Origin of the sequence: Streptomyces sp. NPDC101132, assembly GCF_044759225.1 — a bacterium.
In the GTDB taxonomy this organism is placed as follows: domain Bacteria; phylum Actinomycetota; class Actinomycetes; order Streptomycetales; family Streptomycetaceae; genus Streptomyces.
Window position 1 is genome coordinate 293787 of record NZ_JBIVYX010000004.1, and the last position, 19473, is coordinate 313259.

Annotated in this window: 17 protein-coding genes; 8 read left to right on the plus strand and 9 right to left on the minus strand. The window is 72.6% G+C overall.

The features are described from left to right. Positions 1 to 4: 4 nt before the first annotated feature. The 3 genes from ACIQUR_RS11750 to ACIQUR_RS11760 all read right to left on the minus strand — a co-directional run bounded on the left by ACIQUR_RS11750 (position 5) and on the right by ACIQUR_RS11760 (position 2156). Positions 5 to 337, minus strand: a complete 333-nt coding sequence (locus ACIQUR_RS11750) for a DUF3817 domain-containing protein (protein ID WP_403662099.1) — start codon at positions 335 to 337, stop codon at positions 5 to 7. A gap of 63 nt (positions 338 to 400) precedes the next feature. Further along, the gene (locus ACIQUR_RS11755) at positions 401 to 910 is read right to left on the minus strand and encodes a MarR family winged helix-turn-helix transcriptional regulator (RefSeq protein WP_403662102.1); all 510 of its coding nucleotides are present in this window, start codon (positions 908 to 910) and stop codon (positions 401 to 403) included. A 10-nt stretch (positions 911 to 920) separates the two neighbouring features. Next, entirely contained in the window at positions 921 to 2156 is a 1236-nt protein-coding gene (locus ACIQUR_RS11760; RefSeq protein ID WP_403662105.1) for an MFS transporter, read from the minus strand. A 143-nt stretch (positions 2157 to 2299) separates the two neighbouring features. Here ACIQUR_RS11760 and ACIQUR_RS11765 point away from each other — a divergent pair, with 143 nt between their 5' ends. Together ACIQUR_RS11765 and ACIQUR_RS11770 are read left to right on the plus strand one after the other, a co-directional pair. Further along, the gene (locus ACIQUR_RS11765; RefSeq protein WP_403662108.1) at positions 2300 to 3286 is read left to right on the plus strand and encodes a DUF5937 family protein; all 987 of its coding nucleotides are present in this window, start codon (positions 2300 to 2302) and stop codon (positions 3284 to 3286) included. A gap of 172 nt (positions 3287 to 3458) precedes the next feature. After that, the gene (locus ACIQUR_RS11770) at positions 3459 to 4493 is read left to right on the plus strand and encodes a glycoside hydrolase family 6 protein (protein WP_403662111.1); all 1035 of its coding nucleotides are present in this window, start codon (positions 3459 to 3461) and stop codon (positions 4491 to 4493) included. 39 nt (positions 4494 to 4532) lie between these two features. Here ACIQUR_RS11770 and ACIQUR_RS11775 read toward each other — a convergent pair whose 3' ends face one another. From ACIQUR_RS11775 to ACIQUR_RS11790, 4 genes are all read right to left on the minus strand, one after another. Beyond that, positions 4533 to 6521, minus strand: coding sequence for a galactose oxidase-like domain-containing protein (locus tag ACIQUR_RS11775; RefSeq protein ID WP_403662114.1), 1989 nt, complete (start codon positions 6519 to 6521; stop codon positions 4533 to 4535). A gap of 3 nt (positions 6522 to 6524) precedes the next feature. After that, positions 6525 to 8291: a glycosyltransferase family 2 protein gene (locus tag ACIQUR_RS11780; protein WP_403662117.1), complete on the minus strand. Its 1767-nt coding sequence runs from the start codon at positions 8289 to 8291 to the stop codon at positions 6525 to 6527. A gap of 247 nt (positions 8292 to 8538) precedes the next feature. Next, on the minus strand, positions 8539 to 8832 hold the full coding sequence (locus ACIQUR_RS11785; RefSeq protein ID WP_403662120.1) for an MTH1187 family thiamine-binding protein: 294 nt from the start codon (positions 8830 to 8832) through the stop codon (positions 8539 to 8541). Next, positions 8829 to 9173: a DUF3817 domain-containing protein gene (locus ACIQUR_RS11790; protein WP_403662123.1), complete on the minus strand. Its 345-nt coding sequence runs from the start codon at positions 9171 to 9173 to the stop codon at positions 8829 to 8831. Before ACIQUR_RS11790 ends, ACIQUR_RS11785 begins: the two co-directional genes overlap by 4 nt. Before the next feature lie 198 nt (positions 9174 to 9371). On the opposite strand from ACIQUR_RS11790, the gene ACIQUR_RS11795 reads away from it, so the two are divergent. From ACIQUR_RS11795 to ACIQUR_RS11810, 4 genes are all read left to right on the plus strand, one after another. Beyond that, complete coding sequence (locus ACIQUR_RS11795; RefSeq protein ID WP_399948675.1) at positions 9372 to 10010, plus strand: AIM24 family protein; 639 nt, start codon at positions 9372 to 9374, stop codon at positions 10008 to 10010. Continuing rightward, a complete protein-coding gene (locus ACIQUR_RS11800) occupies positions 10010 to 10660 on the plus strand; it encodes an AIM24 family protein (protein WP_403662127.1) in 651 nt (216 codons plus the stop codon). The genes ACIQUR_RS11795 and ACIQUR_RS11800 overlap by 1 nt, the downstream gene beginning before the upstream one ends. Continuing rightward, a complete protein-coding gene (locus ACIQUR_RS11805) occupies positions 10660 to 11442 on the plus strand; it encodes an AIM24 family protein (protein WP_403662130.1) in 783 nt (260 codons plus the stop codon). Before ACIQUR_RS11800 ends, ACIQUR_RS11805 begins: the two co-directional genes overlap by 1 nt. A gap of 82 nt (positions 11443 to 11524) precedes the next feature. Continuing rightward, on the plus strand, positions 11525 to 12001 hold the full coding sequence (locus tag ACIQUR_RS11810; protein ID WP_399948669.1) for a MarR family winged helix-turn-helix transcriptional regulator: 477 nt from the start codon (positions 11525 to 11527) through the stop codon (positions 11999 to 12001). A gap of 130 nt (positions 12002 to 12131) precedes the next feature. Here ACIQUR_RS11810 and meaB read toward each other — a convergent pair whose 3' ends face one another. Both meaB and ACIQUR_RS11820 read right to left on the minus strand, forming a co-directional pair. Beyond that, a complete protein-coding gene (gene meaB / locus ACIQUR_RS11815; RefSeq protein WP_403662135.1) occupies positions 12132 to 13091 on the minus strand; it encodes a methylmalonyl Co-A mutase-associated GTPase MeaB in 960 nt (319 codons plus the stop codon). Between the two features lie 68 nt (positions 13092 to 13159). Next, on the minus strand, positions 13160 to 14362 hold the full coding sequence (locus tag ACIQUR_RS11820) for an acetyl-CoA C-acetyltransferase (RefSeq protein WP_403662138.1): 1203 nt from the start codon (positions 14360 to 14362) through the stop codon (positions 13160 to 13162). Between the two features lie 136 nt (positions 14363 to 14498). Here ACIQUR_RS11820 and mce point away from each other — a divergent pair, with 136 nt between their 5' ends. Beyond that, positions 14499 to 14939, plus strand: a complete 441-nt coding sequence (gene mce / locus ACIQUR_RS11825; RefSeq protein WP_403662141.1) for a methylmalonyl-CoA epimerase — start codon at positions 14499 to 14501, stop codon at positions 14937 to 14939. Between the two features lie 183 nt (positions 14940 to 15122). Continuing rightward, a complete protein-coding gene (scy, locus tag ACIQUR_RS11830) occupies positions 15123 to 19352 on the plus strand; it encodes a polarized growth protein Scy (protein ID WP_403662691.1) in 4230 nt (1409 codons plus the stop codon). The last annotated feature ends 121 nt before the right edge of the window (positions 19353 to 19473 follow it).

Sequence of the window (19473 nt, forward strand, 5' to 3'; positions counted from 1 at the left end):
GGCGTCAGGCCTTGACGGGCGCCGGGCGGCCGTCGACCACCAGCGGCTCGACCTCTTCGCGGACCTTGCGCTCGACGAAGAAGGCGGCGAGCGGGATGGTGCCGGAGACCATCACCCAGAGCATCTTGCCGAAGGGCCACTTGGCCTTGGAGCTGAGGTCGAAGGCGAAGACCAGGTAGATCATGAAGAGGACGCCGTGGACCTGGGAGACCACGAAGGTCAGGTCGGCGCCCTTGTCGAAGCCGTACTTGAAAATCATGCACGTGCAGAGCACGAGCAGCATGACGGCGGTGGCGAAGGCCATCACCCGGTACCTGGTCAGCACGCTCTTCTTCATGCCCACGAGCGTAACCGCCCGTTTTAACAGATCTTGACCGCCCCCCGGGGAACCGGGCGCGCGCTACTTCTCGTCGAAGTCGGCCGCGGCCACCCGCAGCGGGCGGAGCATGGCGAAGATCTCCGCGCACTCCTCCGCGTCGTAGACCCCGAGGCCGAAGTCCATCGCCATCAGGTCGCGGGTGGCGGCCTCGACCACCTCGCGGCCCTTGTCCGTGATGGAGGCGAGCGTGCCGCGCCCGTCGTTCGGGTTCGGACGCTTGGCCACCAGGCCGGACCTGACCAGGCGGTCCACCGTGTTCGTCACCGAGGTGGGGTGCACCATCAGCCGCTCGCCGATCTTCGACATCGGCAGCTCGCCCTCCTTGGAGAAGGTGAGCAGGACCAGGGCCTCGTAGCGCGCGAAGGTCAGCCCGTACGGCTTGACGACCGCGTCCACCTCACCGAGCAGGATCTGGTGGGCGCGCATGATCGAGGTGATCGCGGCCATCGAGGGCGCGGCGCCCCAGCGGCGCTGCCAGAGCTCGTCGGCACGGGCGATCGGGTCGAAGGGAAGGCTCAGCGGCTTGGGCACGCACCCGACCTTACCGGCCGGTCATATGCTGGTCAGCCCCGTCTCGCTCCTCGGTCGCGCGCAGCTCGCGCAGGAGCAGCAGCACGCACGCGGTGCCGAGCAGCGCCGCCCCGGTGACCACGGTGTGCACGGCGAAGAACTCGGCGGCCAGTCCGGCCAGCGCCATGCCGACGCCCTGGAGGGTCATCAGGCCGGTGCTGAGCAGGGTCATCGCCCGGCCCCGCAGCTCCTCGGGGACGGCGTCGACGTACCACTGGTCGAGGCCCAGGGTGTACGCGTGGGCCAGGCCGGCGAGCAGCAGCGCGGCGAGCAGCGGCACGACCCCGGGCCGGACCGCGTACGCCAGCAGCGGCAGCAGGCTCGCCGCCGCCAGCGGGCGGACGATCCGGGAGCGGGCGGCCGCGCCGAGGGCGGAGCCGGCCCACAGCTCCCCGGCGATGGTGCCGACGGGCAGGGCGCACATCAGCAGGCCCAGGGCGACGGTGCCGGAACCGATGCCCGCGGCGTACGGGGCCATCAGCGCCTCGGGGGCGATGGTGAAGACGGCGGGCACCCAGAACATCAGGGTGAGCGCGCGCATCCGGCGGTCGCCGAGCACGGCCCGCGCCCCGGCCAGCGGGGAGCGGCGGTCGCCGTCGGCCCGGGCCGGGCGGCTGCGGGTGCCGAAGCGGAGCAGGGCGGCGGAGGCGAGGAAGGTGCCGGCCGTGACGCCCAGGGCGGCGCGCGGGGCGAGCACGGTCAGCAGCACGCCGCCGATGCCGAAGCCGGCGAGCTGGGCGGACTGGGCGACCATGCGGAGCAGGGAGCGGCCGAGTACGTACGCCTGGCCGCGGCCGAGGACGTCGGCGAGCGAGGCGTTGCGGGTGCCCTGGAAGAGGGGTGCGACGAAGGCCATGGCGCACCGGAGCACGAGCAGGGCGGCCACCGGGGTGCCGGGCAGCACCATGGCGGTGGCGCAGGCGGCGCACAGCAGGTCGCAGACGACGAGCACCCGGCGGGCCGGGACGCGGTCCGCGACGCCGGCCAGGAGGGTCCCGCCGAGCACGTGGGGCAGGAACCCGAGGGCGAAGGTCAGCGCGCTCATGAGCGGCGACCCGGTGAGGCGGAAGACGAGGACGGTGAGGGAGATCTCGGCGACGACGAGCCCGAGCACGGACAGCAGGTGCGCGGCGAACACGGCCCGGAACTCCCGCACCCGGAACGCGGCGCCGTACCCCGCGCGGGGCGACTGACTGACAGCGGTCATGCGGGCCACCATCAGGCCGCCGCCGAGCCGGGCGGTATACATTCGCCCCACCCCGAATCTCGGCCGGCCGCACGACCGCCCGCGCCGACACCACCGGCACCGTGCGCCGACCACCCGCACCCGGAACAGAAAGGGCGACCCGCATGCCCTTCCGGCTCTGCTTCGGCGACGGCGACCTGCTCCGGTGCCGCTTCGCGCTGTCGCCCCGCTGGGAGACGCAGGAGGCCGTCCGTACCCTCCAGCGCCCCGGCCGGCACGGCTACCACCTCCCCTGGCTCCGGGCGATCCGCGCCTCCGCGGCCTCCCTCGACCTGCGTCCCCTCTGGCTGCTGATGCCCCTCCGCGGGCACACCCCCGACTTCCTCGGCCCGCCCCCGATCGGCCCCGCGGCCTCCTTCGACGAGGAGATCGCCGCCATCCGCGCCGCCGACCCCGACGCGGCCCGCGAGGACATCGCCCGCTCCCTGGTCTGCACGCCCGGGGCGTACGAGAGCCCGCTCGGCCGGGCCATGCTGGCCGACCCGGCCCGCGCCGTACGCGACCTCGCGGACCTCACCGAGGCCGCCTGGCGCACCCTGGTCGAGCCGCACTGGCCCCGCCTGCGCGCCCTGCTCGAAGCGGACCTGGTCTTCCACTCGCGCCGGCTGGCCGAAGGCGGCCTGGAAGCCCTCTTCAACGGCCTCCACCCGTCCCTCACCTGGCACGACGGCACCCTCACCATCGACCGCCCCGGCACCCACGTACGCGAACTCGGCGGCCAGGGCCTGGTCCTGATGCCCAGTGCCTTCGGCTGGCCCGAGGTGGTGTCCGGCTTCGACCCGCCCTGGCAGCCCACCCTCGTCTACCCCGCCCGCGGGATCGGCGCGCTGTGGACCGAGGCGGGCACCCGCACCCCCGAGGCCCTCGCCCGGCTGCTCGGCAGGGGCCGGGCGGACGTGCTGTGCGCACTGGAGGCCCCCGGGGCGACCACCGCCCTCGCGCAGCGGCTCGGCATGGCGCCGTCCACCGTCTCCGCGCACCTGTCGGCGCTCCGCGACGCCGGACTGCTGCTCTCGCGCCGCCACGGCCACCGGGTCCTGTACGAGCGCACGCCGCTCGGCATCGCCCTGGCCACGGGCGTCACCCCGTGACCCCCGCCCCCTCCGGGCGCCACCCCGCAACCCGTGCCCTGCGGGCGCCCCCCGACCCCGGCCCCCTCGCCGAGAAGCCCCCGAAGGCCCCGGTGTCGTACCGCCCGCCCCACCTGTCCGTCATGTCACGATGAGCCGGTCCCCTGTACCCCCACCCTGCCGAGGGGCCTGGATGTCCGGCCACAGACGAACCGCCCGGCGGACCGCGAGCGGCCTGGCGCTGCTGCTCGCCCTGACCGCCGCCTGCTCCCCCGGGTCGGGGCCCTCGGGCACCGCCGCCGGAGGACGGAGCCCGGCGACGCCGGCCGCCACCGGCGGCACCGCCGCCGGGTCGCCCTTCTGGGTGGACCCGGAGAGCGACGCCGCCCGCCAGGTCGCCCGGTGGGAGCAGCAGGGCAGGAAGGACGACGCCCAGGTGCTGCGCCGCATCTCGGAGCGGCCGATGGCGCTGTGGGGCCCGGGCGACGACCCCGGCCCGGAGATCCGGCGGGCCCGCGCCGGGGCGGCCGCGGAGGGCCGCACGCTGGTGCTCGTCGCGTACAACATCCCGCACCGCGACTGCGGCCAGCACTCGGCCGGCGGTGCCTGGGACGCGGACGCCTACCGCCGCTGGATCGGCGCCTTCGCGGACGCCATCGGCGACGCCCGGGCCATCGTGGTGCTCGAACCCGACGCGGTCCCCCACATCGTCGACGGCTGCACCCCGGCCGAGCACCACGACGAGCGGTACCAGCTCCTCTCGGAGGCCATCGGCCGGCTCAAGGCCCAGCCGAACACCCGGGTCTACCTGGACGCCGGGAACCCGGCCTGGATCCCGGACCCCGAGAAGCTCGTCGAGCCGCTGAAGCGGGCCGGCATCGACCGGGCCGACGGCTTCTCGCTCAACGTCTCCAACTTCCAGCCGGACGCGGCCGGACGCGCCTACGGGGAGCGCATCTCCCGGGGCACGGGCGGCAAGCACTTCGTGATCGACACCAGCAGGAACGGCGACGGCCCGCTCCCGGGCAACCGGGACCAGGCCTGGTGCAACCCGCCGGGGCGGGCGCTCGGCGCGCCGCCCACCGACCGGACGGGCGACGCGCTCCTCGACGCGTACCTGTGGATCAAGCGCCCCGGCGAGTCGGACGGCACCTGCCGCGGCGGCCCGCAGGCCGGCCGCTGGTGGCCCGACTACGCCCTCGGACTGGCCAGGCGGGCCCGGCAGTAGCACCGGGCCCGCGGGCGGGGGCGTCCCCGCGGGGCCCCGTCAGTCCTCGTCCGCCGCGGCCGGCTTCTTCGGCGCCCGCACCTGGATCCACTTGGCCTCGGACGGGGTCCCGTCCGCGTCGGTGACGAACAGCATGTACCAGCCCGGCGGTACGAGCGTGGGGTCGGACGGCACGTCCACGGTCACCGAGTCCGCCGTCTTGCTGAGCCCCAGCTCGATGGACCGCTGCTCCACGTCGGTGGTGTGCGTGACGGCGCTGGGCCGCATCAGCCGGGCCCGCACGATCCGGTCGGTGTCCTGGGCGCGGAAGGTGGCCCGGCCGTTCTGGTCGACCTCGTCCGGGCCCGCGCCGAGGGCCGGCCGGAGGGCGGGGTCCCGGTGCAGATACGGCGGCGAGTAGACCTCCAGCCGGTGCTCGAACTTGCCGAGCTTGGTGTTGTCCTTGTCCGCGAAGAGCGGGTCGGAGCCGAAGGTGGCGACCCGTCCGTCGGGCAGCAGCAGCGCCTCGGAGTGGTAGTTGCGGCCGACGGCCGGGTCGGCCGCCGCGGTGAACCGGCCGGCGCGCGGCCAGTAGAACTGCGCCTTGTGGATGTCGCTGGCGCCGCGGCCCCGGTAGTCGCGGGCGCCGCCGGTGGTGAACACCGAGTCGTCGGGCAGGATCACGCTGCTGAGGTAGCGCGTGCCCTGCGGGAGCCGGGGTCCGTCGCGCCAGGCCGGGGTGGCGGCCTTGAGGTCGACGATGGCCGTGCGGGCGGTGGACTTGGGGGACTCGCCGACGCCGCCGCCGCCGAGCACCATCACCTTCTGGTCCTGCGCCGGCGGCAGCAGCAGGGAGGCGGAGGTCTCCAGCTGGTCCGGGTCCGTCAGGCCCTTGACCGGCTCGAAGGTGTTGGTGCGCGGGTCCCACAGGCCCGGTGCGCGGCCCTTCTCGGCCGGCCCGTAGCCCGCGTTGGAGCCGGTGTAGAGCAGCTTGCCGCCCTTGGTGAGGAACAGCGCGGGGTAGGTCGGGAAGTAGCGGAAGGGCCCCTTGGTCCACTTCTTGGTCCGCGGGTCGTAGATCTCGTTGTCGCCGGGCACGACGTCGCCGACGTCGTTGAGGCCCGAGACGGCGAGCACCCGGCCGTCCTGGAGGGTGACCAGGGTCGGGTACCAGCGGGCGTCCTTCATGGGGGCGACCGGGACGTACTTCTCCGCCTTCGGGTCGAACTCGTAGGCGGCCTTGATGCCCTGGAAGTCCTGCTTCGCGGTGCTGAGGCGTTCGGCGAGGCCGTAGACGTTGTCGGCGTCCTTGCCCTTGAGGCCGATGACCTCGTACTGGGCGGCCTCGGTGGTGAGTCCCTGCGGGCCCTCCTGGACCGCCTCGACGAAGACCCGCGCCTCGGCCGCCGTCACCTTCGTCTTCCAGGGCAGCATCCGGCCGCTCTTGGCGTACGAGATGAGGAACTCGCGCTTGGCCTTGGGCACGGTGACGTCGAACTTCGACTCGTACTCGACCCCGGACGGCGAGCGGAAGCGGGTGCCCTTGCGGAGGGTGACCGTCTTGTCCGGGCTCTCGTTCTTGACCCGCATGCCGCCGCCGGCCCGGGTGACCTTGCCGTCGAGCACCTCGTAGCGGGCGGTGCCGCCGGCCACCAGCAGCCGGCCGTCGGGGAGCTGGCTGTGGCCGGCGCAGAAGAAGTCCTCCGGGGTGGGGATCCGCTTGAAGGTGTTCTTCGCGGGGTCCCACAGGACGGTGTCGAAGGTCCCCTTGTCGAACTTCTTCTGGTCGTTGCCGGAGCCGGCGATCAACAGCACCTTGCCGGTGTGCAGCAGCGCGGCGTGCATGGCGTTGATGCGCTGGTCCTCGGGGAGGGCGACCAGGCCCCAGGAGCCGTACTGCGCCTTGTAGCCGGGCTGGGCGATCTTGTACGCGTGGTACCTGTCCTCGGCGAAGGAGAAGGCCGCGGGTGCGTTGAGCCCGGCCAGCAGGACCACGGCGCCCACTCCGAGGACGGTCTTCTTGAACTTCTTCGACGGCCGGTAGGCCATGGCTCAGTTCCCTCCTGTGGTCGTGGCGAGCGCGGGTTCCGGCTCGTCGCCCGGTCCGGCACCCGGAGCGGCGACGGGGGCGGTCGCGGTCCTGGTCCCGCGGTCGCGGAACAGGGTCACGGTCCACACCACGACCGGTGACAGGGCGATGAGCAGGCCGAGGACGGCCCAGGTCCGCATGGCCGCGTGCGTGTGGCCGTACCGGACCGAGGCGGCGAGGGAGGCGGCGAGGACCGCCACCCAGAAGAGGTGGATGCGGAAGGTCATCAGCCGGTCGGGCGAGGCGGTGCCGCCCTTGGGCGTGACGACGAAGCGCCCCCGGGTGCGGATCAGGGCCGAGCCGAGCGACCTGAGGTAGACCGGCGCGCAGATCGCGGACATCGCCATGCCGGCCAGGCCGCCGGAGCCCTCGGGCTCGTGGGGCGAGACGTTGTGGCGCCGGTTCCAGAGGTAGAGGCCGATCTGGAGGGCGGCGGCGTCGCTGTAGAGCATCAGCCACACCGAGGACGAGACCTGGGTGCCGGAGGCGCCGAGCCAGAGGAAGAGGACGCAGCTCAGCACGCCCAGCAGCCAGTTGACCGCGGTCATCGGGTAGTAGACGAGCATCAGCGTGTAGTTGAGGAGCCGGCCGGGCGGCACCCTGAACAGCGCCTTCCAGTACTGCTTGAAGAGGGTCTCGTAGGTTCCCCTGGACCAGCGCAGCTGCTGGGTGAAGAAGTCCGTCCAGGAGGCGGGGCCCTCGCCGACCGCGAGTACGTCGGGGGTGTAGACGGAGCGCCAGAACCGGCCGGTGCGCGGGTTCTTCCTGCGGTGCAGTTCGAAGCCGGTGGCCATGTCCTCGGTGATGGAGTCGTAGAGGCCGCCGACGCTCTTGAGGGCACTCACCCGCACCGCGTTGTTGGTGCCCACGAACATCGGGGCGCCGTACCGGTTGCCGGCCCGCTGGATCAGGGCGTGGAAGAGGTACTGCTGGGACTCGGCGGCCTTGGTGACGTGCTCGGTGTAGTTCCCGTACACCTGGGGGCCGACGACGAAGGCGACGTCCGGGTCGCGGAAGTAGCCCAGCATGCGCTCCAGGAAGTTCGGCAGCGGCACGTGGTCGGTGTCGACGGACGCGAAATGGTCGTAGTCGTCCCCGTGCATCGCCAGCCAGGCGTTGTAGTTGCCGTGCTTGGTCTTCGCGCGGTGGGGTCCCTTCCTGCGGTTCCACTCGGGTACGTCTTTGCGGGTGAAGTGCCGGACGCCCAGTTCCGCGCAGAGGGCCTTGGCCTCGGGGTCGTCGCCCTCGTCGAGCAGCCAGACGTCCAGCGGGCCGTCGTGGCGGACCCGGACGGCGCCTTCGAGGGTGGCGCGCACCATGGTGAGCGGTTCCTTGCCGGGGACGTACGTGGTGAGGAACGCGACCCGCGTGCCGGGCTCGGCCTCCACGGGCACCGGGTCCCTGGCGACCATCGTGGCGTGGGCGATCGACACCACGTTGACCAGCATGAAGAACATGATCAGCGCGATGGAGACCAGCATCACGGTGTCGAACCGCACCAGCCAGCGGTCGCCTCCCTCGCGCACCGTCCAGTGGGTCGGCCAGACCAGGTAGAGCAGCAGCGCGGCGGAGAGCAGCGGCGCCAGCGTCATGAGGGCGACGGCGCGTATTCGGTGCGGCTCCTTCGAGAGCAGGGAGCGGTACTGCACGCGGTAGGCGTTGGGGTCCGCCTTCGTCAGCGGACCGGCGAGACGGCTGTGGGCCTCGTAGTCAATGCCTTCCGGCCGCACGGTGCCTCCAGAGCTTGGAGCCGAGGTTGATAATCCAACAAAAGTGGACAAACTCGGGCGTGTCGAACCGGATTCGGCCGAGTGAGGGGTTCTCCTGAACGTTCGCCTCCGCACCGCCGTTCGGGGGTCGGGCGGCCCGGCGCCGGCCGCCCGGAGACGCACAGCGCGGTGCGGGGACGTACGAAGCCCCCGCTCCCGGCGGCTGCGCGACCGGGGGCGGGGGCTTCGCGGGAGGCCCTTCGGGGGGTCAGGAGGCCAGGTGGCGCTCCACCGTGGCGACCTTCGAGGTGAGGCCGTCCGTGACGCCGGGGCGGATGTCGGCCTTCATGACCACCGATACGCGCGGCGCCCGCTCCTCCACGGCCGCCACCGCACGCCTGACGACGTCCATCACTTCGTCCCACTCGCCCTCGACGGAGGTGAACATGGCGTCGGTGCGGTGGGGCAGGCCGGACTCGCGGACCACGCGGACCGCGTCGGCGACGTACTCGCCGACCTCTTCCCCCACGCCCAGCGGGGTGACCGAGAAGGCGACGATCACGCGGCGGCCTCTTCCTTGCGCGCGCGGGCGGCGACAACGCTGTCCGCCTCGTCGCGCTTGAGCAGCTTGTCGCCGTACAGGCCGCCGAACGGGATGACGGCCAGCAGGAAGAACAGGGCGACCTTCCTCAGCGGCCACTTCGCCTTGTTCCACACGTCCAGCAGGAAGAGCGCGTAGAGCACGAACAGCACGCCGTGCAGCATGCCGAGCGGCATCACCAGGTTGACGTCCGAGATCCGGCTCAGCAGCGAGCCGAAGATCAGCAGGGCCGGGAAGGACAGGGCCTCGGGGATGGAGACGAGGCGCAGCCTGTGCAGGGCGGAAGCGGTCTTGATGTCCACGGTCAACCTTCGGGGCGGAGGGCGAAATGTCCGGCCCATTCTCCCAAGGCGGTTTACCCGATCTTGACCCGGGGTCGGGCCCACGGGCACCCGGATGTCTCCGCCAGGTCTCGGCCGCGTCCCATCCCCGTCCCACCGGGGCCCTTATCGGCCATCGGGCCCTGTTCGGGTGCGCGCGCTGCCGTTAACGTCATCCCCGTGGCTCAGTTCCGACTCCAAGGCAGCAAGGTGCTCGCCGTCGACCTGTCCGGCGACGCCGTCAAAGCGAAGAACGGCTCGATGGTCGCGTACGACGGCCAGATGGCCTTCAAGAAGATGACCGGCGGCGGTGAGGGCATCCGCGGCATGGTGACCCGGCGCCTGACCGGCGAGCAGATGACCGTGATGGAAGTGCAGGGGCACGGCACCTGCTACTTCGCCGACCGCGCGAGTGAGATCAATCTGGTCAATCTCCACGGTGAGAAGCTCTACGTCGAGTCCAGCAACCTGCTGTGCACCGACGGCGGGCTGCGCACCGGCACGACCTTCACCGGTCTGCGCGGCGGTGCGACGGGCAACGGCCTGTTCACGACCACCGTCGAGGGCACCGGCCAGGCGGCCATCATGTCCGACGGGCCGGCGGTCGTGCTCCGCGTCAGCGCCCAGTACCCCCTTTCCGTGGACCCCGGCGCGTACATCGCGCACACCGGCAACCTCCAGCAGCACTTCCAGTCCGGTGTGACGTTCCGCACGTTCATGGGCGAGGGCGGCGGCGAGGCCTTCCAGATCCGCTTCGAGGGCGAGGGGCTGGTCTACGTCCAGCCCAGCGAGCGCAACACGATCGGGGGCGACGTCTGATGCCGTTCACCCAGATCAACTCGAAGATGATCGAGGCCCAGGTGATCCCGGGCCAGCGCCTCTTCAGCCAGCGCGGCGCGATGCTCGCCTACCGCGGCGACGTCAGCTTCACCCCGAACCTGACCGGCGGTCAGGGCGGCGTCATGGGGATGATCGGCCGCCGGGTGGCCAACGAGCAGACCCCGCTGATGACCGTCGAGGGCCAGGGCACCGTGATGTTCGGCCACGGCGGCCACCACATCCACGTGGTCCAGCTCACCGGCGACACCCTGTACGTCGAGGCGGACCGGCTGCTCGCCTTCGACGGCACCCTCCAGCAGGGCACCATGTTCATGGGCTCGCAGGGCGGCGTCATGGGCATGGTGCGCGGCCAGGTGACCGGGCAGGGCCTGTTCACCACCACGCTGGCCGGGCACGGCTCGGTCGCGGTGATGGCCCACGGCGGTGTCATCGAGCTGCCGATCACCCCCCAGCGGCCGATCCACGTGGACCCGCAGGCGTACGTGGCCCACCGGGGCGACGTACGGAACAAGCTCTCCACCGCGCTCGGCTGGCGCGACATGGTGGGGCGTGGCTCGGGCGAGGCGTTCCAGCTGGAGCTCTCGGGCCACGGAGTCGTGTACGTGCAGGCCTCGGAGGAGAAGCTGTAATGACCGGACCCGTGGTCCTCGACCCGTACTCCCTGCCGTCCGACGACAACGTCAACCCGTACACCTTCTGCGTGGAACTCAAGGGGAGCCAGTGGTTCCTGCAGAAGGGCAAGATGATCTCCTACTACGGGCAGATCGAGTTCAACGGCATCGGCCACGGCCGCTTCGAGCGGCTGCTGCGCACGAGCTTCCACTCGCCGCTGCACGCGAGCGACTGGGTGGTGGCGGAGGGCTCGGGCAAGATGCTCCTGGCCGACCGCGCCTTCGACGTGAACTCGTACGACCTGGACAACGGCAACCTGACGATCCGCTCGGGCAACCTGCTCGCGTACCAGCCCTCGCTCGCGCTGAAGCAGTCGATCGTGCCGGGCTTCCTGACGCTGATCGGGACCGGCAAGTTCGTGGCCGCGTCCAACGGCCCGGTGGTCTTCATGGAGCCGCCGCTCAAGGTCGACCCGCAGGCGCTGGTGGGCTGGGCGGACTGCCCCTCGCCGTGCCACCACTACGACCACGGCTACATGCAGGGTGTGATGGGCGGCCTGCGGCAGCTCGCGGGCATCGGGGGCGCCTCGGGCGAGGAGCACCAGTTCGAGTTCGTCGGGGCCGGCACGGTGCTGCTCCAGTCCACCGAGATGCTGATGGCGGAGCAGGCGGTCGGCGCGGTCGCGCACGAGCCCGGGGTGCCGCAGCAGCACGGCCCGCTGGGCCAGCTGGGGAACCAGCTGGGGGTGCCGCGGATGCCGGGGCAGCTCGGCGACCTGCAGCGCCGCTTCGGACTGTGACCGATACGCTTCCTTCGGTCACAGCCCGTGTCGGGTGCCGGAATTTTTGTACATCATTCAACTTCTTAGGTAGAGTCCTTGTATGGAGACTGAGACTGCCACCCGCTGGCTGAACGATGCCGAGCAGTGCACTTGGCGCACCTATCTGGACGTCAACAGACTTCTGACGCACCGGATGGAGAAGGATCTCCAGCCATTCGGACTGACCAACAACGACTACGAGATCCTCGTGAACCTCTCGGAGTCCGAGGACCACCGGATGCGGATGAGCGATCTCGCGACCGCCACCCTGCAGTCCAAGAGCCGCCTGTCCCACCAGATCACCCGCATGGAGAGCGCGGGCCTGGTGGTCCGGGCGAACTGCGAGTCCGACCGGCGCGGGCTGTACGCCGTGCTGACCGACCTGGGCATGGAGACCATGCGCAAGGTCGCCCCGCACCACGTGGCGTCCGTGCGGAAGCACTTCATCGACCTGCTTCCGCCCGAGGCCCTCGCGGACCTGCACGAGTCGCTCAAGCCGATCGCGGAGCACCTGCGCGACCAGCGCGGCAAGCTCTGACCCGGGCCCGGCGGCCCTCCCCCGTCGCCGTCGTGTGACGCGGGTAGACCGTACCGGACCGCGCGAAGGGCCCGTCTCCCCTTTTCGGGAGGCGGGCCCTTCGCGTGCGTCACGGGCGGCTGCGGCGGGCTCAGCCCTCCGTCAGGCTCGCCAGCAGCTCGTCCGAGGCGGCGTACGGGTCCAGCTCGCCCGCCACGACCCGCTCGGCCAGCGCGTCCAGGTGGCGGTCGCCGTGCAGGTCCCCGATCCGGGAACGCAGGGCCGTGACGGTGATCGTCTCGACCTCGCGGGCGGCACGGGCGATCCGGCGGCGGGCCAGCACCCCGTGCTCCTCCATCCACGCCCGGTGCTTCTCCAGGGCCTCCACGACCTCGTCGACGCCCTCGGAGCGGGCGGCCACGGTCTTGACGATCGGCGGGCGCCAGTCGCCGGGCCCGCGGGCCTCCCCGAGGCCGAGCATGTGGTTCAGCTCGCGGGCGGTGGCGTCGGCGCCGTCCCGGTCCGCCTTGTTCACCACGTACAGGTCGCCGATCTCCAGGATGCCGGCCTTGGCCGCCTGGATGCCGTCGCCCATGCCCGGGGCGAGCAGCACCACGGACGTGTCGGCCTGGGAGGCGATCTCCACCTCCGACTGGCCCACGCCCACGGTCTCGACCAGGACCACGTCGCAGCCGGCCGCGTCCAGGACGCGGATGGCCTGCGGCGCCGCCCAGGCCAGGCCGCCCAGGTGCCCGCGGGTGGCCATGGAGCGGATGTACACCCCCGGGTCGGAGGCGTGGTCGGACATGCGCACCCGGTCGCCGAGCAGCGCACCGCCGGAGAAGGGCGAGGACGGGTCGACGGCGAGCACGCCGACCCGCTTGCCCGCCCTGCGGTACGCCGTCACGAGCGCCGAGGTCGAGGTGGACTTGCCCACGCCGGGCGAGCCGGTCAGGCCCACCACGTACGCGTTGCCGGTCAGCGGCGCCAGCGCCGCCATCACCTCGCGCAGCTGCGGGGACGCCCCCTCGACCAGTGAGATCAGCCGGGCCACCGCCCGTGGCCTGCCCTCGCGGGCCTGGTCCACCAGCTGGGGGACGTCCACCGCCATGCCTGTCTGCCTCCTGCCGTGGGTGACGGGACCGCCCGTGGGTTACGGGCCGCCCGTGGGTTGCGGGACTACGCCTTGGGAACGCGGACGATCAGCGCGTCGCCCTGGCCGCCGCCGCCGCACAGCGCGGCCGCGCCGACGCCGCCGCCGCGGCGCTTGAGCTCCAGCGCCAGGTGCAGCACCACGCGGGCGCCGGACATGCCGATGGGGTGGCCCAGGGCGATGGCACCGCCGTTGACGTTCACCTTTTCCGGGGTCACGCCCAGGTCCTTCATTGACTGGACGGCGACCGCCGCGAAGGCCTCGTTGATCTCGATCAGGTCGAGGTCCTCGACCCCCAGGCCCTCCTTCTTCAGGGCGTGCTGGATGGCGTTGGACGGCTGCGACTGGAGCGAGTTGTCCGGGCCCGCCACGTTGCCGTGGGCGCCGATCTCGGCCAGCCACTCCAGGCCCAGCTCCTCGGCCTTGGCCTTGCTCATCACGACCACCGCGGCGGCGCCGTCGGAGATCTGCGAGGAGGTGCCGGCCGTGATCGTGCCGTCCTTGGCGAAGGCCGGGCGGAGCTTGCCCAGGGACTCCACGGTGGTCTCGGGGCGGACGCCCTCGTCCACCGAGAAGACCACCGGCTCGCCCTTGCGCTGCGGGATCTCGACCGGGGTGATCTCGGCCTCGAAGATGCCGTTCTTCTGGGCGGCGGCCGCGCGCTGGTGCGAGCCCGCGGCGAACTCGTCCTGCGGGGCGCGCTCGATGCCGAGGCGGGTGTTGTGCTTCTCGGTGGACTCGCCCATCGCGATGTTCTCGAAGGCGTCGGTCAGGCCGTCGTACGCCATCGCGTCGAGCATCTCGATCGCGCCGTACTTGTAGCCCTCGCGGGACTTCGGGAGCAGGTGGGGGGCGTTCGTCATGGACTCCTGGCCGCCCGCGACCACGATGTCGAACTCGCCGGCGCGGATCAGCTGGTCGGCCAGGGCGATGGCGTCGAGGCCCGAGAGGCAGACCTTGTTGATCGTCAGGGCGGGCACGTTCATCGGGATGCCGGCCTTGACCGCGGCCTGGCGGGCGGGGATCTGGCCCGCGCCGGCCTGGAGGACCTGGCCCATGATCACGTACTGGACCTGGTCGCCGGAGATGCCGGCCCGCTCCAGGGCGGACTTGATGGCGAAGCCGCCGAGGTCGGCGCCCGAGAAGGACTTGAGCGAGCCCAGCAGCCGCCCCATGGGCGTGCGGGCCCCAGCGACGATCACCGAAGTAGTGCTGTTCGTTCCGGACATGAGGCACAGCCCCTTGGATGAGGAGTGAACGAGGGTTTACCTGAATGTACTGAGAGGCACTCGGTGCCGTCACCGGGCATCCGGTGTGATCGCGCGCACGTTGCGTAACCACCCTGTCGACCGCTCCACTGGAGCCATGCTGACGCGAATCGACCACATCGGGATCGCCTGTTTCGACCTCGACAAGACTGTCGAGTTCTACCGTGCCACGTACGGATTCGAGGTGTTCCACACCGAGATCAACGAAGAGCAGGGCGTACGCGAGGCCATGCTCAAGATCAACGAGACGTCCGACGGCGGCGCCTCCTACCTCCAGCTGCTGGAGCCCACCCGCGAGGACTCCGCGGTGGGCAAGTGGCTGGCCAAGAACGGCGAGGGCGTGCACCACATCGCCTTCGGCACCGCGGACGTCGACGGCGACGCCGAGGCCATCCGCGGCAAGGGCGTGCGGGTCCTCTACGACGAGCCGCGGATCGGCTCGATGGGGTCCCGGATCACGTTCCTGCACCCCAAGGACTGCCACGGCGTCCTCACCGAACTGGTCACTTCCAACCCCTCCTCCCACACGGAGCACTGACCGCCGGATTCCCCGGCCGGTAGAGTGGCGGTGGCTCGGCCGGGGTTTGGTGTGTTTGCCGAGGGGTCGGGGCCTTCTGACACGCGGCAAGAAGTCTGACACCATTCCCCGGGGGCGCCGTTCAGCGGGCGGACGGTGCTCTTGGGAGAGAGCTTGCGACCAGGGGACGGATGGGACCGCGCCGTGCGGGGCTACGAACGCCAGGAGAGTATTCAGGCTGAGGCCGACCATCTCTCGCGCTTCGAGGCCGAGATGGAGCGGCTGAAGAAGGAACGCGAGAAGGCCGTCCAGCACGCCGACGACCTCGGCTACCAGGTCGAGGTGCTGCGGGCCAAGCTCCACGAGGCCCGCCGGGCCCTGGCGTCCCGTCCCGCCTACGACTCCGCGGACATCGGCTACCAGGCCGAGCAGCTGCTGCGGAACGCCCAGATCCAGGCCGACCAGATGCGCTCCGACGCGGAGCGCGAGCTGCGCGAGGCCCGTGCCCAGACCCAGCGCATCCTCCAGGAGCACGCGGAGCACCAGGCCCGCCTTCAGGCGGAGCTGCACACCGAGGCCGTCAACCGCCGGCAGCGGCTGGACCAGGAGCTGAACGAGCGCCGCCAGACCGTCGAGGCGCACGTCAACGAGAACGTCGCCTGGGCCGAGCAGCTGCGGGCCCGTACGGAGTCCCAGGCCCGCCGCCTGATGGACGAGTCGCGCGCCGAGGCCGAGCAGGCCCTGAACGCCGCCCGCGCCGAGGCCGCCCGGGTCGCCGAGGAGACCCGGCGCCGGATGTCCGCGGAGGCGGAGGCCGCCCGTACCGAGGCCGAGGCCACCCTGCTGCGCGCCCGCAAGGAGGCCGAGCGGCTGCTGACCGCCGCCTCCGCGCAGGCCCAGGAGGCCACCGAGCACGCCGAGCGGCTGCGTTCCACCGCCAGCGCGGAGTCCGAGCAGACCCGCCAGCAGACCATGGACCTGGGCCGGGTCGCCGAGCAGCGGGTGCAGGAGGCCGACAGCGCGCTGCGCGAGGCCCGCGCCGAGGCCGAGAAGCTGCTCGCCGACGCCAAGGAGAGCGCCGCCCGGCAGCTCGCCTCCGCCGAGTCCGTGAACGAGCAGCGCACCCGCACCGCCAAGGAGCAGGTGGCGCGGCTGGTCGGCGAGGCCACCAAGGAGGCCGAGGAGCTCAAGGCCGAGGCCGAGCAGGCGTTGGCCGACGCCCGTGCCGAGGCCGAGCGGCTGATCGCGGAGGCCGGCGAGAAGGGCCGTACCGCCGCCGCCGAGGACACCGCGGCGCAGCTGGCCAAGGCCGCCCGTACCGCCGAGGACGTGCTGAACAAGGCCTCCGAGGACGCCCAGGCCACCCGCAAGGCCGCGGCGGACGAGGCCGAGCGGATCCGCCGCGAGGCGGAGGCCGAGGCCGACCGGCTGCGCGCGCAGGCGGCGGCCACGGCCGAGCAGCTCAAGGGCGCGGCCAAGGACGACACCGAGGAGTACCGCGCCAAGACCGTCGAGCTCCAGGAGGAGGCCCGGAGGCTGCGCGGCGAGGCGGAGCAGCTGCGCGCCGAGGCCGTCGCCGAGGGCGAGCGGATCCGCGGCGAGGCCCGCCGGGAGGCCGTCCAGCAGATCGAGGAGGCGGCCAAGACCGCCGAGGAGCTGCTGACCAAGGCCAAGGCGGACGCCGACGAGCTGCGCGGCGGCGCCACCGCCGAGAGCGAGCGCGTGCGTGCCGAGGCCATCGAGCGCGCCACCACCCTGCGCAAGCAGGCCGAGGAGACCCTGGAGCGCACCCGCGCCGAGGCCGACCGGCTGCGCGCGGAGGCCGAGGAGCGGGCGGAGACCGTACGGGCCGAGGCCGACGCCACCGCCCGGCAGCGGCACGAGGAGACCGACCGCGCGCTGGCGGCCAAGCGGACCGAGGCCGACGCCGAGCTGTCCCGGCTCCAGGAGGAGGCCGAGACCCGGCTGACCACGGCCGAGCAGACCCTGCGCGACGCCCGCCAGGCGGCCGAGGGCATCCGCCGCGAGGCCGCGGAGGAGACCGACCGGCTGCGCGCCGAGTCCGCCGAGCGGATCCGTACGCTCCGGGCGCAGGCCGAGGCAGAGGCCGGTCAGCAGCGCACGGAGGCCGCGGAGGACGCCGGCCGGATGCGGGCCGAGGCCGAGCAGACCGCCGCGCGGCTGACCGGCGAGGCCGAGGCCGAGGCCGAGCGGGTGCGCACCGAGGCCCAGGAGACCGCCGACCGGCTGCGTGCGGAGGCCAAGGCCGCCGCCGAGCGGGTGGCCGAGGAGGCCGCCGAGGCGCTGGCCGCCGCGCAGGAGGAGGCCGCCCGGCGCCGCCGCGAGGCCGAGGAGACGCTGGGCTCCGCGCGCGAGGAGGCCGAGCGCGAGCGCGCCCAGGCCCGCGAGCAGAGCGAGGAGCTGCTGGCCGCCGCCCGCAAGCGGGTGGAGGAGGCCCAGGCCGAGGCGACCCGTCTGGTCGAGGAGGCGGACGCCCGCGCGACCGAGCTGGTCTCGGCCGCCGAGCAGACCGCCCGTGAGGTGCGCGAGTCCGTGGCCGGCCTGCACGAGCAGGCCGAGGAGGAGGTCGCCGGGCTGCGCAGCGCCGCCGAGCACGCGGCCGAGCGCACCCGCGCCGAGGCCGAGGAGGAGGCGGACCGGGTCCGCTCCGACGCGTACGCCGAGCGGGAGCGGGCCACCGAGGACGCCAACCGGATCCGCACCGAGGCGCGCATCGAGACGGACGCCGCCAAGGCCCTCGCCGAGCGCACCGTCTCCGAGGCGATCGCGGAGGCCGAGCAGCTGCGCTCGGACACCGCGGAGTACGCCCAGCGCATCCGCACCGAGGCCACCGACGCGCTGGCCGAGGCCGAGCAGACGGCCGCGCGCACCCGTGCCGACGCCCGCGAGGACGCCAACCGGATCCGTTCCGAGGCCGCCGAGAAGGCCGGCCAGGTGGTGGCGGAGGCCGAGGAGGCCGCCGAGGCGACGCGTGCCGAGGCCGCGACCGTCCTGGAGGACGCCCGTGCGGAGGGGGCCCGCCTGATCGGCGAGGCCACCGCCGAGACCGAGCGGATGACGGTCGAGACGCAGGCCGCGAACGACCGTACCGTCGGCGAGGCCGCCGAGGAGGCCGAGCGGCTGCGTGCCGAGGCCGCGCAGATCCTGGAGGACGCGCGCGGCGAGGGCGGCCGGATCGTCGGCGAGGCCACCGCCGAGGCGGAGCGGGTCACGGTCGCCGCCGGCGAGACGCTGGCCACGGCCGAGCGCGAGGCCGAGCAGACCATGGACGAGGCGCGCGCCGAGGCCAACCGGCTGCGCACCGAGGCGGCCGAGCAGGCCGACCGGCTCATCGGCGAGGCCACCGCGGAGGCGGAGCGGCTCACCGAGCGCACCCGCGCGGAGAACGAGCGGACCGTCGGCGAGGCCGCCGACGAGGCCGAACTGCTGCGCGCGGAGGCGGCGGAGAACCTGTCGTCCGCCCAGGAGCACGCCACCCGGACCCGCGAGGAGGCCGAGCGGGTCAAGGCGGAGGCGGCGGCGGAGGCCGAGCGGCTGCGCACGGAGGCCCGCGAGGAGACCGAGCGGCTGCTGGACGAGGCCCGCGAGGCGGCGAACAAGCGGCGTACCGAGGCGGCCGAGCAGGTCGACCGGCTGATCTCGGAGACCGCCGCCGAGGTCGAGAACCTCACGGCGGAGGCGCAGCAGCAGGCCCTCGCGACGACCACGGCCGCCGAGGAGCAGGCCGACTCGATGGTGGACGCGGCCCGCAAGGAGGCGGCGCGCATCACCGCCGAGGCGACGGTCGAGGGGAACACCCTGGTCGAGAAGGCCCGTACGGACGCGGACGAGCTGCTCGTCGGCGCCCGCCGGGACGCGACGGCCATAAGGGAGCGGGCCGACGAGCTGCGCACCCGGGTCGAGTCGGAGATCGAGGAGCTGCACGAGCGGGCCCGCCGCGAGTCGGCGGAGCAGATGAAGTCCGCCGGCGAGCGCGTGGACAAGCTGGTCAAGGCCGCCACCGAGCAGAGCGCCCAGGCCGAGGCGAAGGCCAAGAACCTGGTGTCGGAGGCGAGCAGCGAGGCGAGCAAGGTCCGCATCGCCGCGGTCAAGAAGGCCGAGCAGCTGCTCAAGGAGGCCGAGCAGAAGAAGGCCGAGGCGGTCCGCGAGTCCGAGCGCATGCGCAGCGAGGCGGAGGCCGAGGCGGCGCGGCTGGTCGAGGAGGGCCGCCGTGAGCTGGAGGTACTCGTCCGCCGCCGGGAGGACATTCAGGCCGAGATCTCCCGTGTCCAGGACGTGCTTGAGGCGTTGGAATCATTCGAGGCGCCCTCGGGTGGCGGGAAGTCGCCGTCCGGCGGTCCGGCCGGTGGCGGTGTGAAGGCCGGAGCGGCCGCGGGATCCACTCGTTCGGGTGGCAAGACGTCAGAGGGCTAGAAAGTTCGCCTGGATCTGTGCTCCTGATGGAGGTTCAGGCGAACGGGTGACAAGCGTTCTGGCGCCTTGCCACTCAAAAGGGGTGTCATTGTCCAGATCAAACGCGGATTGACTCGATGAC